The organism is Chryseobacterium sp. POE27 (genome assembly GCF_039727685.1).
In the GTDB taxonomy this organism is placed as follows: Bacteria; Bacteroidota; Bacteroidia; order Flavobacteriales; family Weeksellaceae; genus Chryseobacterium.
Genome location: NZ_CP152475.1, coordinates 4,049,231 through 4,063,972, shown reverse-complemented (window position 1 = coordinate 4,063,972; position 14,742 = coordinate 4,049,231). Strand labels below are relative to the sequence as shown.

Below are 14,742 nucleotides of genomic sequence, written 5' to 3'. Positions count from 1 at the left end.
TAATTTGAAAATGACTCCATTGAACGCAGAATTAAAACTGTTCTTATTAACTACACTCCATATCTTTAATTCTATGCGTATATTTGACTAGTTTTATAACTTAAAAATATAATAAATTTACATTTATATAAATGACTAGCACAATTCAAAAGCAAGAACTACTCAATAAAATATGGAAAATCGCCAACGAAGTAAGAGGCGCGGTAGATGGATGGGATTTTAAACAATTTGTTCTCGGGACACTTTTTTTATCGTTATATAAGTGAAAATTTCAGCAGTTACGTTGAAGCAGGTGATGACAGTATAAACTATGCAGCTTTACCCGACAGCGTAATTACGCCAGAGATTAAAGACGATGCAATTAAAACCAAAGGCTATTTTATTTATCCAAGTCAGCTTTTTGAGAATATGGCTAAAAATGCCAATACAAATCCAAATTTAAATACAGAATTAAAAGATATCTTCAATTCAATCGAAAGTTCCGCAAATGGCTACCCTTCAGAACAAGATATTAAGGGTCTGTTTGGCGATTTTGATACAACCAGTTCACGTTTAGGAAATACCGTTGCCAATAAAAACAGCCGTTTAGCAGCTGTCTTAAAGGGGGTTGAAGAACTTAATTTCGGAAACTTTGAAGACAACCAAATTGATCTTTTTGGTGATGCTTATGAAATTCTAATTTCTAATTACGCTGCTAATGCAGGAAAATCGGGTGGAGAATTCTTTACCCCGCAGACCGTTTCAAAATTAATTGCACAATTAGCAATGCATAAGCAAACATCAGTAAATAAAATTTATGATCCGGCAGCAGGCTCAGGTTCTTTATTGTTGCAGGCAAAAAAACACTTTGATAGCCATATTATTGAAGAAGGATTTTTTGGGCAAGAAATAAACCATACCACATACAATTTAGCAAGAATGAATATGTTTTTGCACAATATTAATTACGACAAGTTTAATATTGCACTAGGAAATACTCTCTTAGACCCTCATTTCGGCGATGACAAACCATTTGATGCTATTGTTTCCAATCCTCCATATTCAGTTAATTGGATTGGTTCGGACGACCCAACTTTAATAAACGATGACCGTTTTGCTCCGGCAGGCGTGTTAGCCCCTAAATCAAAAGCTGATTTTGCATTTGTACTGCATGCTTTAAGTTATCTTTCCAGTAAAGGCAGAGCCGCTATTGTTTGTTTTCCGGGTATTTTTTACCGTGGCGGTGCCGAACAGAAAATCAGAAAATATCTTGTAGATAATAACTTTGTAGAAACTGTAATTGCATTAGCACCTAATTTGTTCTATGGCACTTCCATAGCTGTAAATATTTTGGTTCTTGCCAAAAATAAAACAGAAAATAAAACCCAATTTATCGATGCTACTGGTGAAGACTTTTTCACAAAAGTAACCAACAACAATGTATTAAATGATATTCACATTGATAAAATTATGGAACTCTTCGACACAAAAAACGATGATCCACATATAGCTGTAAATATTGACAATACTAAAATCGCTGAAAACGATTATAATCTTTCCGTAAGCAGTTATGTAGAAGCTAAAGACAACCGTCAAAAAATTGACATTGCCACACTTAATGCTAAAGTTGATGAAACTGTGAAAAATATAAATATACTACGTGCCAATATTACTAATATTATTAAAGAGATTGAAGCATGAGTTTTTTAGAAAAATTATTAGATGGCGTGAAGCTGGAATGGAAAACCCTTGGTGATGATAATTTTGTTCAAATTGCTAATAGTGGTAGAAAACCTGTAAAATCTGAACTAAGAATACCTGGTAAAATTCCCTATTATGGAGCAAATAACATACAAGATTACGTTGACGGATTTACCCACGATGGAGAATATCTTTTGATTGCAGAAGATGGGACAGCTAGTATAGAAAAATATTCAATTCAATACGCTGTTGGAAAATTTTGGGCTAACAATCATGTTCATGTTTTAAGTGGTAAATCATTATTGAATACAAGGTTTTTATATCATTATTTGCAAATAGTAAATTTTGTCCCATTCTTATCTGGTGGTGGGAGAGCGAAGTTAACAAAAGCAAAGTTGCTTGAAATCCCAATCCCAATTCCCTGCCCTGAACATCCTAAAAAATCGTCTGAAATTCAACAAAAAATAGTTGCAATTCTTGATACTTTTACAGAGCTTACAGCAGAGCTTACAGCAGAGCTTACGGCAGAGCTTACGGCTCGCAAGCAACAATATAGTTATTATCGAGAGAATTTGTTAAATTTTGATGAGAGAGAAGTAAAGCATTTACCTATGGATGATCAAAGAGTTGGAGAATTTCAAAGAGGAAAACGTTTTGTAAAAACTGATTTACTCTCAAAAGGAATTCCAACCATACACTATGGGGAAATGTATACTCATTATGGTACTTGGGCAAATGAAACAAAATCTTTCGTAAGTAAAGACCTAGTTAAAAATAAAAATCTACGTTTAGCACAAAAAGGAGATGTAGTCATAGTTGCAGCTGGAGAAACAGTCGAAGACATTGGAAAAGGAACTGCGTGGTTGGGTAACCAAGGAGTGGTTGTTCATGATGCTTGTTTTTCGTATAAAACTAGTTTAAATCCAAAATTCGTTGCTTATTTTACACGAACTAAACAGTACCACGACCAAATTAAAAAACATATATCCTCTGGTAAAATTTCTGCAATTAATGCAAAAGGATTGGGTAAAACGATTATTCCTATTCCTTCTCCTGAGGAACAAGAACGTATCGTTTCAATTCTAGATCAATTTGATATTTTAACTAATTCAATTAGCGAAGGTCTACCGAAGGAAATTGAATTGAGAAAACAGCAATATGAATATTATAGAGATTTATTGCTAACCTTTCCTAAAAAAAGTGAACTAAGCGAACAATATGGGACAGAAAATAACCGAGATAGCTCAATCTTTAAAAGATGCCAATAAGAAAGTGCAACTGATTTATGCGTTTAATGGTACTGGTAAAACTCGTTTATCACGTGCGTTCAAAGAATTGATAGCACCCAAAAATCCAGAAACTGATGAAGAAGGTAAAGAAATCAAAGTAATGTATTATAATGCATTTACTGAAGATCTTTTCTATTGGGATAATGATTTGCATAATGATGTAGACAGGAAATTGAAAATACAACCAAATACATACACCAATTGGATACTTGTGGAACAAGGACAAGAACCCAATATAACAACGCACTTTCAACGTTACACTAATGATAAATTAACACCTCATTTTAACGAAGATTTTACTGAAGTTCGTTTCTCTTTTGAGAGAGGAGATGATTCAGTTTCGGATTTTATTAAGATTTCTAAAGGCGAAGAGAGTTGTTTTGTGTGGAGTGTGTTTTATAGCTTACTTAAAGAAGCTATCGATGAATTGATTCCATTAGGAGAAGCACAAGAAGAAATAAAATCATTAGCATTATTAACCGAATCCAAAAATAGAGAAACAAAAAAGGCTGAAGACCTAGCTAAAAAAACAGGAAAGGAAGAGGATATCAAAAAAGCGGAAATATTAAGAAATGAAGCAGAGGTAGCTAATATTGAAATGAATAGTGCACAGGAAAAACTAAAAACCTTAAGTGGGCTATTTAATAATTTAGATTATGTTTTTATTGATGATCCTGTAAGCTCTTTAGATGATAATCATTTAATTGAATTAGCTGTGGATATAGCTTCTCTGATCAAATCCAGTAACTCTCAATTAAAATTTATCATTACAACACATAATCCACTTTTTTTATAACGTACTATTCAATGAATTCAATAACGCAGATTCGAGTTCCGGTTATAAAGTAAAACATTGCACAAAATATCGTTTTGAAAAACTAGCAGATGGGACTTACTTACTGAACGAACAATCAAATGATTCACCTTTTTCCTATCATTTATTTCTTTTGTCTGAATTAGATAAAGCTATATCGCCATCGGGTAATATTCAAAAATATCATTTTAATTTTCTTCGTAATATTTTAGAGAAAATGTCCACTTTTTTTAGGGTATAATAAATGGAGAGATCTTTTACCTGAAGAATCACGTGAAGCATATTACAATCGTATAATAAATTTATCAAGTCATAGTAAATTTTCGGGCGAAGAAACCTCTATAATCCTTGATAGTGATAAAAGAGTTTTAGAATATTTGGTAAACCTAATAAAAACAAATTATCGGTTTAATTCTAATAATAAGATAATTACAGAACAAGAACAAAATGTCACAATATAGCACCATCGCAGAATCAAACAATTTTATTGTTTTAGATAAATACACAAAGCATTCGTCAATTAATGATACTCCTGCAGGCTATCAAACCGAATCGGCTTTAGAAAGTGAATTTATACAGGATCTTATCAACCAAGGTTATGATAATCCTACTGAAATTAAATCTTCAGAAGCAATGTTAGCAAATGTTAGAGTGCAACTTCAAGCACTCAACGACATGCAATTTACAGATATTGAATGGAAACGTTTTGTAGAAGAATACCTAGACAATCCAAGCGATACATTGGTTGATAAAACCCGCAAAATACACGATAATTACATCTATGATTTTGTATTTGATGATGGGCATATCCAAAATATTTATTTGGTTGACAAAACAAATATCATCCGTAACAAGGTGCAAGTTATTAAACAGTTCGAGCAAAAAGGAACCTATGCCAACCGTTACGATGTTACCATTTTAGTCAATGGACTACCTTTGGTACAAGTTGAACTTAAAAAGCGTGGGGTTGCCATTCGCGAGGCTTTTAATCAAGTACACCGTTACAGCAAAGAAAGTTTCAACAGCGAAAGTTCTCTTTTTAAATATTTACAGGTATTTGTTATTTCCAACGGTACTGACACCCGATATTTTGCTAATACCGTACAACGTAATAAAAACAGTTTCGACTTTACGATGAACTGGGCAAAGGCAGATAATTCTTTAATTAAAGATCTTAAAGATTTTACGGCTACTTTCTTTCAAAAAAATACGCTGTTAAATGTATTATTAACCTATTCTGTTTTTGATATTAGTGACACATTGCTCATTATGAGACCATATCAAATAGCAGCTACCGAGCGTATGTTGTGGAAGATAGAAAGTTCTTTTAATGCAAAAAACTGGTCTAATACCGAAAGTGGTGGATACATCTGGCATACTACGGGTTCAGGGAAGACCTTAACCAGTTTTAAAGCAGCTCGTTTGGCTAAAGATCTTAATTTTATTGATAAGGTGTTTTTTGTAGTAGACCGTAAAGATCTCGACTTTCAAACCATGAAAGAATACCAACGCTTTTCCCCCGACAGCGTAAATGGCTCCGATAGTACTGCTGGTTTAAAAAGAAATATAGAAAAAGAGGATAACAAAATTATTGTTACCACGATTCAAAAGCTCAACAATTTAATGAAAACCGAGGGAGATCTGGCTATATACCAAAAGCAGGTTGTTTTTATTTTTGATGAAGCCCACCGTTCGCAATTTGGCGAAGCCCAAAAAAATCTTAATAAAAAGTTTAAAAAGTTCTATCAGTTTGGTTTCACTGGAACGCCCATTTTTCCACAAAATGCTTTGGGAGCAGAAACTACAGCCAGTGTGTTCGGTCGAGAGTTGCATTCATACATAATTACAGATGCTATCAGAGACGAGAAGGTGCTGAAATTTAAGGTTGACTATAACAATGTACGCCCCAAATTTAAAGGAATAGAAACTGAACAAGATGAGAAAAAATTAAGTGCTGCAGAAAATACCAAAGCCTTATTGCATCCAGTTAGAATCAAAGAAATCTCTCAGTATATTTTACAGAATTTCAGAATTAAAACCCATAGGACACAAGGTGGTAATAAAGGTTTTAATGCTATGTTTGCTGTGAGTAGCGTAGATGCGGCAAAATGTTATTATGAAGAGTTGAACAAATTGCAAAAAGACAGTGACAAGCCTTTAAAAATAGCAACTATTTTTTCTTTCGCGGTCAATGAAGAGCAAAATGCAGTGGGAGAAATTCCTGATGAAAATTTTGAGCCAACAGCTATGGATCAAAGTGCCAAAGAATTTTTGGCTAAAGCCATCGATGATTATAATGCTATGTTCAAAATGAATTTTAGCGTTGAGAGTAAAGGTTTTCAGGACTATTATCGTGATCTTGCTAAAAGAGTTAAAAGTAAAGAAATTGATTTAATTATTGTTGTAGGTATGTTTCTTACCGGATTTGATGCCCCTACCCTTAACACGCTTTTTGTAGATAAAAATTTGCGATACCATGGTTTAATGCAGGCTTTTTCCCGTACAAACCGTATTTATGATGCTACCAAAACCTTTGGGAACATTGTTACATTCAGAGATTTAGAACAAGCAACCATTGATGCCATTACGCTATTTGGTGATAAAAATACAAAAAATGTAGTACTTGAAAAAAGCTATAAAGAATATCTGGAAGGTTTTACAGATGTGGCTACTGGAGATGCTCGCAGAGGTTTTGTAGACATTGTAAATGATTTGAATGCCAGATTTGCTAATCCGGATGAAATTGTTACCGAGAAAGATAAGAAAGAATTTACCAAACTATTCGGGGAATATCTTCGTGTAGAAAACATCTTACAAAACTATGATGAATTTACACATCTAAAAGCATTACAGCAAATTGATTTAAACGATTCACAAGCTGTCGAAATTTTTAAGGAAACCCACTTCGTGACAGATGAAGATATTGCTGTGATGCAGGATATTACATTATTGCCAGACAGAACCGTTCAGGACTACCGCTCAACATATAATGATATCCGTGATTGGTTCAGAAGAGAAAAGCAAGGCAAAGAAGCTGAGGAATCTAAGATAGATTGGGATGATGTTGTTTTTGAAATCGACTTATTAAAATCACAGGAAATAAATCTTGATTATATTCTAGAATTGATTTTTGAACACAACAAGAAAACCAAAGATAAAGGAGCTTTAGTTGAAGAAGCGCGTCGTATTATTAGAGCCAGCATTGGAAATAGGGCAAAAGAAGGTTTGGTTGTTGATTTCATCAATGAAACTGATTTAAACAGTATACTAGATAAAGCGAATATAATTGATAGGTTCTTCGCATATGCACAAAACAAACAAAAAGAAGAAGCTTCAGAATTAATTACAGATGAAAATCTGAATGAAGAAGCTGCCAAAAGATATTTGGCAACATCATTAAAAAAGGAATTCGCCACTGAAAATGGAACAGAACTAAATGCAATTTTGCCTAAAATGAGCCCTCTGAATCCACAGTATTTAACAAAGAAACAAAGCGTTTTTAAAAAGATTATTGATTTTGTTGAAAAATTTAAGGGTATTGGTGGGCAACTTTAAGATAGTAAAAAACAAGGCTGATATTATTTAATCTAGCCTTGTTTTCTACTTTTAAGCGTTGGTATAGTTCATTTTAAATTCTCAATCTTCTCAACAACATCATATTCCTTCTTATGAATCTTCTTACTTGTTAAATCGATCTTAACAGTTTCAATAAAGTCTTTAAAATCATTATTCATAGCAAGTTTATTCATTGTTTCAAAGTCCAAATCTTTCTTATATTTTGCTGGAAGAATCACGTCTGAAGAATGTGGATCTTCAAGATCAAGCTCTATCACACCTATACCAAAAGAAGCTGCTAACCTAGACAATTCATTCATAAAATCTTCATCTTCTGATATTCTGGCAGCCACCAAATAAGACTCATTTGCCCAAGAAGAGTTAGAAACACATTGAAAGAAACTTTCTCTTAAGTTAGCAAAACTCAACTCTCTCTTAATTTCAAATGAATATAAAACAACTGAATTTACACCAACAGCCCTGCTAAATTCATTGATCTCTTGTTTCCAGTCTTCCATACGGTAGTAACACCCTACCATATCAGGATGCACCCATTCTCCAAACTCCTTCTTACTAGAAATATGATGCCTTATTGTTTTGGTATAACAATTCAAATGATAATAAACAAAGTAGCTTATGTACTTATGAAGATCTTTTTCTAAAAAATCAAACTTCCTTTTTTTCAATGGCGGAAGATCTTCAGGAATTGTATTTTCATAATCTTCCAATACGCCTTCCATTGATTTCAGATAAAATCTTTTAGGTCTTGAATCTGTTTTAGCAAAAACTGATTTCGGATTGTCTTTGCTATTCACATAGATTTGAGCCCCTAATGTTGACCATGGTGTCTTTCCCTGTGAATTTAATTTTTTATTATATCCTTTTTCGACAGCAAGGTTCCAAATCTCAGTGGCTGTCAATGGTTTCTTTTCTTCTTTTAATATGGATTGAGCAAGTTCTAGAAAGGTCATATAAGTTTTTTATTTACGGTTAAATATTACTATCATTTCTCTGATATTTAATTGTTTTTACCTACCAAAGATAATATATTTACTATTTTAACGCAGAACCATATTTCTTTAATATGTATGCAAAAATACTGATATCAGAAAGAGAATCATTAAAGTCAGGTTTCTATAGTTTTATTTCGAAAAAAAAAATATTAAAAAAAGCTTTACGGATATCCGTAATTAATGAAGTTCTATTTAAAATAAATTTACTCCTTCGTAAATACTAAGTATAATTAATTTGGAAATCTCATTAACGAAATTTTATAAAATTAAATTTTATATTTGTAATTAAAACTGATAACCAACAACTTAATGTTTTCAAATTTTGTTAAAATCTTATTTGTAATTTCTGCTTATTCGCCAGTCCTTCTAATTGTTGGAGTGGTTGAAATACTTAACCTTAATAAAGAAGGATATTCAATTACGTTCGTAGATTCCTGGAAAGAAGTTTTCAATCGTATCAACTTTATTTTCTGCTTTTTGATTTTATTGCCATTCAGTGTTTTAATTATAAAATGGGCAGAAAATAATCTGACTAAAAATAAGATTGATATTAAGGCAATCAAAAGCGCCGATTTTAATTTGCCCACTTTTATATTAAGTTATTTTTTACCCTGTATTGAGCTGGTCAAGAAGGACTCAACATATTTAACAGTATGGTGCATCATATTGACAATAATTATTTTAATTAATTTAAAAACTTATTTCTACAATCCTTGTCTGAAAATTTTTGGATACCGATATTATGAGATTTCGACCAGGAAGGATGTAACCTATACCATGATATCTAAAAATAAATTGATCAATGCCAATCAAGTTAGTACTTATTCTCAATTGACGGATTACGTGATTATTAAAAACTAAAATTATGGCTAGAAACTCTACACCCTGCAATTTTTTTTGCAATTCTTAAAGATGATTCCGTCAGAAAGATTGATTTGTTGCAATCTATTACCGAAAATATTAAAAATGTTTTTCTTAACAATGCGACTTCAATAATGACCTCTGATACTGAGGAGATTCTTTTTGACGGAAACTTCAAGATAGATGGGGATGAAGTATTATATGTAGAAATGGATTTGCCCGAAAATGTACTTGAAGCTAATACTAATGCAATTGGTTTGCAAGTTTTGGATATTACCACAGATGATATTAAAACTCTTTTTTGGATTGAAGATGACATTTATTACTTTCAAAATTTTGATAAAAGAAAATTACTTCAGAACAAAAATGTTATTTTTTATAGTGGAACAACTTATCACAAATTAAAGGAAGATGCGCTCATTGTAGAAAATATGGTTAATGCCATTTACAAGGACGGTAAATTTTATTTTAAATCGTACGCCAACGCTAACAAAATTATTTCCTTGAGCGATTTCTTTGAAGAAGCTTCAAACGAAACAATTGAAGAGTTCGCAGACAATGCGATTTTTGAGTTAGATTTAGATTGGCTTAAAGAGAATAGTGATACCATGATCAGAAAGCAAATTACATTGATTCAAAAAAAGTCAGGTTATAGCCTCTGCATCTCCTAGAAAAATTAAGGCCTCAGCCAAAAAATTTAATCTTGATATTGAAATGGAAAACGGCAAACTAAAATTACCTAATGATAAAAAAGTCTGTAAAAATATTTTAAGCTTCTTAAATGAACAGTATTACTTTGGTCTTATTTCCGGTAAAAAATTTATTACTAATTCTAAGAGGGATGTATCTTAATTTTCACCCCTTTCAAGACAAACAAATTATCAGAATTACACACTGATCCATTAATAAGATAAAAATAATGACGCAAGAAACAGCTAAAAAGGTATTTGATATTTTGCTCTCATCTATTCGTATGAATGGATTCACTGATATTGGAACCTTCGTAATTGATAGAACTGCAAAAGATCAAGAATTTGAAGAATTTCACAGTAATTACGAATACGTAAATACAGAAAGAGCAATCCTTAACTTGGAAAAACTGTCCTCCAATCCAAATTACACATTTTATGCATTGAGCCGACTTGTAGAAGCAGGTTTGGAGTACTTTAATTTAGCGTCCAAAATCCCAGAACGCTATGCTTTTAGAATGAATAATTTGACCTCTCAACAAAGAATAAAATATAAAATTAACATGCAAGGTATAAATGAAGAAACCATCAACATTGACGAAAAGTTAAGAAGTAAGAAAATTCAGCTAGTCATCAACTTTTTGGAAAAGATAAGAATTGGGCTTGATATGGATGATAAAACGTTTTTAAAATCATTCTAGAAATATAATGTCTCTACAAAATCTTAAAACGCAATTTGACACATTACTGTCAAATCTTAATGCTAGCGGTACATTAAATTTTGCCTCAACAGTTGAAGCAGGTTATGAAGCTCTCACACTAGCCGAGGTGATGAATGAATATAAAAAAAGTATATGGTAAGATTTTACATGTTACAACTCCATCCAGCAACAAATTCTTAAATCAAAGTCCAGGACGATTTAGAGTTGAACGATCTTTTAAAATTGAATTCTCATCTGGACTTGTTTTTTACTTTGCGGCTGATATTGAAGTATTTGGATTGGGAGCACTGCGTGAAGATAAGCCCTTAGGAATATTGTTTGAGGCAGATGTAGTAGTTCTTAGTGAAGAACATATTCAGGATATATTGCGTAACTTTCGAGGATTTCCAGCACCACAACATATCGATAGCGCTTACGAGTGCAAATTTGGTCAATACAATAAGGGGCAACTAAGGGAACTATTAGGATTAAGGAGACACTTAAGCTATCTTAGTCCATCGAATAGTACAGCAACACTCTTGTTTAACGAATGGGTTAGGCACTCGAATCCTCCTATCGCACTTAAAATGGTTAGACCAAGAACACATATCTTTTATGACATTCAGACTGCAAAGCTGTACGATCTTGAACAAATAATTGTTTAATTTAATATCTTACATTTAATATAACCTTAATAGACAAGCTTATCTGAAATATATGGATAATAGACAGCAATTTATTGAGAAGCAATTTAAATATTATTACGATAACATACGTGATGTTTCTTCACCTATTTACGAACAGTTTTATGGATTTTCAAATGAGATAGATAAGGAAACACTTATGTTCGCAAAGTTTTGGACACATCAATATGTGCAGAGAATGTACAATATACTTTGTGTATATTTTGAATCTTTAGATTTGAAAGATTATCTTTTCGACTTTAAAACAAAATATAAATCGATAGTTGAAGATGAAAATGAATCAACTAAAATGATCACTATTCCTCTAAAATATGGCGATTCACAAGATGATCTTTTTATTCTAAATGAGTGGAAAAGATTATTAGCTCCTTTCAACTTCTTCTGGACAGATAAAGATGATAAAGAAAAAAGAAAGCTCACAGAATTTTTAGAGAGTACTAATGAAATTTTGAAAATCACTAAAACAAAAGTCTATAAAGAAGACAGCATAAATAATATCATAAGAGAAACTGCAAAATTCTATTTTAATGGTATTATTTCGTATTCAGAAGGTTATTTCGTTCATCAGTTCAAGGGTTATAAGCCTGATATAATCATTAAAGAATTAAATACTGCGATTGAATATAAATTAATAAGAGAAAATAAGGAAATTGCTATAAAACTTGATGAGCTTTTAATCGATGCTAAACGTTATACTGGTAACCACAATAATAAATTTTGTATTGCTGTATTTTGTTTATCAACAGCTGTGAATAAAACGAAAAAGGAAATTAAAGAGGATTGGAAAAATATGAATTTTCCCATAAACTGGGAGCTCATAGTAATTAGTGATGTGGAAATCGTAAGAAAATGAAATAACACTTATTTTATTTTCTGATTATCAAAAAAATAATTTTAATGTGACTTTTAAGAAGTTTTATATTGCTATAAATATTTATTAATGAAATACTTCCTTTTAATCACTTGTATTTTAGTATTCAACAATACATTTTCACAAAAAGCAAAAGTCCAGAAAGAGAAATGGCATTGGAATAATAAAACACAGGATAGCATTGCGGGATACGCGCAGGCCGTGAAGGTTGACAATGTGATCTATATATCTGGTGTGGTAACCAGTAATGTTACATCAGAGGGTATTACCTCTGTAAACAATAATTTAAAAGCGGTGTTGGCAAATTATGGAGCCACGTTTGACAACGTGGTCAAAGAAAACTTATACACTGCTGATATTGAGACGATTAAGAAGTATGATAATGTCCGTAAGAAATTTTACAGCAATGATTTTCCTGCGGCAACCTGGGTACAGGTGCAGAGATTATACATGCCGAATTCTAAATTGGAAGTGGAATTGGTTGCACATTTACCCAAGTAGTTTGTCCTATAAGATAAATTATCTTTATTTAAAATTAAGATAGCCCACGACAATATAATCGTGAAAAGAAACTAAAGCCGCAGACTGAATGATGGTTTAAGAATAATTATCATATAAACTCTTTTTGCTATTTTTACTCTGAACCGTACAGGTAAATAAATTGAACCGTACAGGAAAGTTGATTGGATGATAAATGAAGACCTTTGTCCTATTACATTAAATCAATCACATGTCAGAAATTACAAAAATTCAATTGGGTCAAAATGGACCTATCGTGTCTAAGCTCGGTCTTGGATGTATGCGGATGTCTTCGATCTGGGGCGGACCGACACCGGATGAAACAGAAAGCATTGCAACCATTCATCAGGCTTTGGATAATGGAATCAACTTCCTTAATACAGGCGATTTTTATGGTGCAGGTCATAACGAAATGCTAATTGGAAAAGCGATCCAAGGAAGACGGGATGATGCCTTTATCAGTGTGAAGTTCGGAGCAATCTTCTACAATGGTCAATGGATCGGACTGGATCTCCGTCCTGTAGCAATCAAAAACTTTGTCAATTACTCGCTGACCCGCCTGGGAATTGAGACCATTGATCTTTACCAGCCCTGTAGAATGGACGACAGTGTGCCGATAGAAGACATTATCGGAACGATCGCAGGTTTGGTCGAGGAAGGAAAAGTGCGTCATATTGGTGTATCGGAAATTAATGCTGATCAGCTTCGGAAAGCCAATAGCGTTTATCCAATCAGCGCACTGGAGATCGGTTACTCTCTTGCAGACCGTCAGATCGAAGCTGATCTGTTGCCCACTGCCAAAGAATTGGGGATTGGTGTCGTAGCATTTGCCAATACGGCGGAAGGTCTTTTGACGGGTGATCTAAAAACACCTATTGCTGTTGATGACCACCGAAATCATTTTTCCCGCTTTCAAGGGGAAAATCTCGTCCACAATCTTGAAAAAGTTGAGATACTAAAAGAAATGGCTCGAATTAAAAATGTTACCCCGACACAGCTTGCCATTGCCTGGGTCAACGAGCAAGGCGACCATATTATGCCGTTGGTAAGTATGAGCCGTAGATCAAGACTGCCTGAAAACATTGCTGCGATGGAAATTGTATTTTCGCCTGAAGAAATGAACTTATTAAACAGTACATTTGCAATAGGTGCCTTGAAAGGCGGTACTTACCTACAAAGATAAATGGAAAGTCCAGCAGAAATTCTTCCGGGTGTTATATTTTATTCCTACCTTTCTTCGGAACGGAAGGAAAAGGCCTGTGTCTGGAATCATCATACGCTGGTATTGCAGGTCTCAGGTCAGATGATTCTGGAGACTTCGGAGCAGAATATTAGTATCTCTGCGGGCAATGTATTATTGATTCATAAGAACCAGCTGGGAACATTAACTAAAACACCGGGATCAAATGGTCATTATGAAACCATCGTCATCTCCCTGCAAGAGGATCTAATGCGCCAGATCGCATTGGAAGAAAAACTGGAAGCTAATGGCAAATATACCGGAATGCCGAATCTTTGCCTTCCGAACAATGATTTTCTTCAAGGTTATTTTCAGTCGATTGTTCCGTATGCCAGAAGCTCCGGTGCTGAAATGACCGATGAATTGGGACTGTTGAAAGTAAAGGAAGGCATCAAGTTAATGTTACTTGCCGTTCCTGAGCTGCGAAATTTTCTATTCGACTTTTCAGAACATCATAAGATAGATCTTGAGAAATTTATGTTAAGTAACTTTCATTTTAATGTACCGGTGGAGAAGCTTGCTCAATTGACCGGAAGAAGCCTATCAGGATTTAAAAGGGATTTTCAGAAGACATTCGGAATGCCGCCACGAAAATGGCTGCAAGATAAAAGGCTGATTGAGGCAAAGCATCTTATAGAAAGTAAAAATAGAAAACCTTCTTCTTTCTACCTCGACCTTGGATTTGAAAGCCTGTCTCACTTTTCTTATTCTTTTAAGAAAAAATTTGGAAGTTCACCAACCGAAGGCTTGTTAAAAACTGATTAAAAAAAAGTCCGAAGAAATCATTTATTCTTCGGACTTTTTTT

11 protein-coding genes and 1 pseudogene are annotated in these 14,742 nt (G+C 33.3%); 11 read left to right on the top strand and 1 reads right to left on the bottom strand.

The window, feature by feature from the left end; all coding sequences use genetic code 11:
- Window positions 1-131 precede the first annotated feature (131 nt).
- From AAHI02_RS19580 to AAHI02_RS19565, 4 genes and pseudogenes are all read left to right on the top strand, one after another.
- Window positions 132-1,680 (top strand): annotated as a pseudogene (locus tag AAHI02_RS19580) (type I restriction-modification system subunit M).
- Window positions 1,677-2,948, top strand: a complete 1,272-nt coding sequence (locus AAHI02_RS19575) for a restriction endonuclease subunit S (RefSeq protein WP_346984618.1) — start codon at window positions 1,677-1,679, stop codon at window positions 2,946-2,948. Before AAHI02_RS19580 ends, AAHI02_RS19575 begins: the two are co-directional and overlap by 4 nt.
- Window positions 2,899-3,765, top strand: coding sequence for a hypothetical protein (locus AAHI02_RS19570; protein WP_346984617.1), 867 nt, complete (start codon window positions 2,899-2,901; stop codon window positions 3,763-3,765). The genes AAHI02_RS19575 and AAHI02_RS19570 overlap by 50 nt, the downstream gene beginning before the upstream one ends.
- A gap of 465 nt (window positions 3,766-4,230) precedes the next feature.
- Complete coding sequence (locus AAHI02_RS19565; RefSeq protein WP_322924864.1) at window positions 4,231-7,338, top strand: type I restriction endonuclease subunit R; 3,108 nt, start codon at window positions 4,231-4,233, stop codon at window positions 7,336-7,338.
- Between the two features lie 68 nt (window positions 7,339-7,406).
- On the opposite strand, the gene AAHI02_RS19560 is transcribed toward AAHI02_RS19565, so the two are convergent.
- Window positions 7,407-8,309, bottom strand: coding sequence for an HTH domain-containing protein (locus AAHI02_RS19560; protein WP_322924862.1), 903 nt, complete (start codon window positions 8,307-8,309; stop codon window positions 7,407-7,409).
- 1,037 nt (window positions 8,310-9,346) lie between these two features.
- On the opposite strand from AAHI02_RS19560, the gene AAHI02_RS19555 reads away from it, so the two are divergent.
- The 7 genes from AAHI02_RS19555 (at window position 9,347) to AAHI02_RS19525 (ending at window position 14,701) form a co-directional block, all read left to right on the top strand.
- Window positions 9,347-9,883, top strand: coding sequence for a hypothetical protein (locus tag AAHI02_RS19555; RefSeq protein ID WP_346984616.1), 537 nt, complete (start codon window positions 9,347-9,349; stop codon window positions 9,881-9,883).
- A 248-nt stretch (window positions 9,884-10,131) separates the two neighbouring features.
- Complete coding sequence (locus AAHI02_RS19550) at window positions 10,132-10,602, top strand: hypothetical protein (RefSeq protein WP_322924858.1); 471 nt, start codon at window positions 10,132-10,134, stop codon at window positions 10,600-10,602.
- Window positions 10,603-10,736: 134 nt separating this feature from the next.
- Entirely contained in the window at window positions 10,737-11,267 is a 531-nt protein-coding gene (locus AAHI02_RS19545; RefSeq protein WP_346984615.1) for a hypothetical protein, read from the top strand.
- 52 nt (window positions 11,268-11,319) lie between these two features.
- Window positions 11,320-12,159 (top strand): hypothetical protein, encoded by an 840-nt coding sequence (locus AAHI02_RS19540; protein ID WP_322924854.1) that lies wholly within the window; start codon window positions 11,320-11,322, stop codon window positions 12,157-12,159.
- Between the two features lie 87 nt (window positions 12,160-12,246).
- Entirely contained in the window at window positions 12,247-12,678 is a 432-nt protein-coding gene (locus tag AAHI02_RS19535) for a RidA family protein (RefSeq protein WP_322924852.1), read from the top strand.
- Window positions 12,679-12,952: 274 nt separating this feature from the next.
- Window positions 12,953-13,879: an aldo/keto reductase gene (locus AAHI02_RS19530; protein ID WP_322924850.1), complete on the top strand. Its 927-nt coding sequence runs from the start codon at window positions 12,953-12,955 to the stop codon at window positions 13,877-13,879.
- A complete protein-coding gene (locus tag AAHI02_RS19525) occupies window positions 13,880-14,701 on the top strand; it encodes an AraC family transcriptional regulator (protein ID WP_322924848.1) in 822 nt (273 codons plus the stop codon).
- The last annotated feature ends 41 nt before the right edge of the window (window positions 14,702-14,742 follow it).

Excerpts from the sequence above, each read along its gene's own strand:
- AAHI02_RS19575 (WP_346984618.1), top strand. The coding sequence starts at position 1,677 with ATGAGTTTTTTAGAAAAATTATTAGATGGCGTGAAGCTGGAATGGAAA.
- AAHI02_RS19570 (WP_346984617.1), top strand. The coding sequence starts at position 2,899 with ATGGGACAGAAAATAACCGAGATAGCTCAATCTTTAAAAGATGCCAAT.
- AAHI02_RS19565 (WP_322924864.1), top strand. The coding sequence starts at position 4,231 with ATGTCACAATATAGCACCATCGCAGAATCAAACAATTTTATTGTTTTA.
- AAHI02_RS19560 (WP_322924862.1), bottom strand. The coding sequence starts at position 8,309 with ATGACCTTTCTAGAACTTGCTCAATCCATATTAAAAGAAGAAAAGAAA.
- AAHI02_RS19555 (WP_346984616.1), top strand. The coding sequence starts at position 9,347 with ATGACCTCTGATACTGAGGAGATTCTTTTTGACGGAAACTTCAAGATA.
- AAHI02_RS19550 (WP_322924858.1), top strand. The coding sequence starts at position 10,132 with ATGACGCAAGAAACAGCTAAAAAGGTATTTGATATTTTGCTCTCATCT.
- AAHI02_RS19545 (WP_346984615.1), top strand. The coding sequence starts at position 10,737 with ATGAATATAAAAAAAGTATATGGTAAGATTTTACATGTTACAACTCCA.
- AAHI02_RS19540 (WP_322924854.1), top strand. The coding sequence starts at position 11,320 with ATGGATAATAGACAGCAATTTATTGAGAAGCAATTTAAATATTATTAC.
- AAHI02_RS19535 (WP_322924852.1), top strand. The coding sequence starts at position 12,247 with ATGAAATACTTCCTTTTAATCACTTGTATTTTAGTATTCAACAATACA.
- AAHI02_RS19525 (WP_322924848.1), top strand. The coding sequence starts at position 13,880 with ATGGAAAGTCCAGCAGAAATTCTTCCGGGTGTTATATTTTATTCCTAC.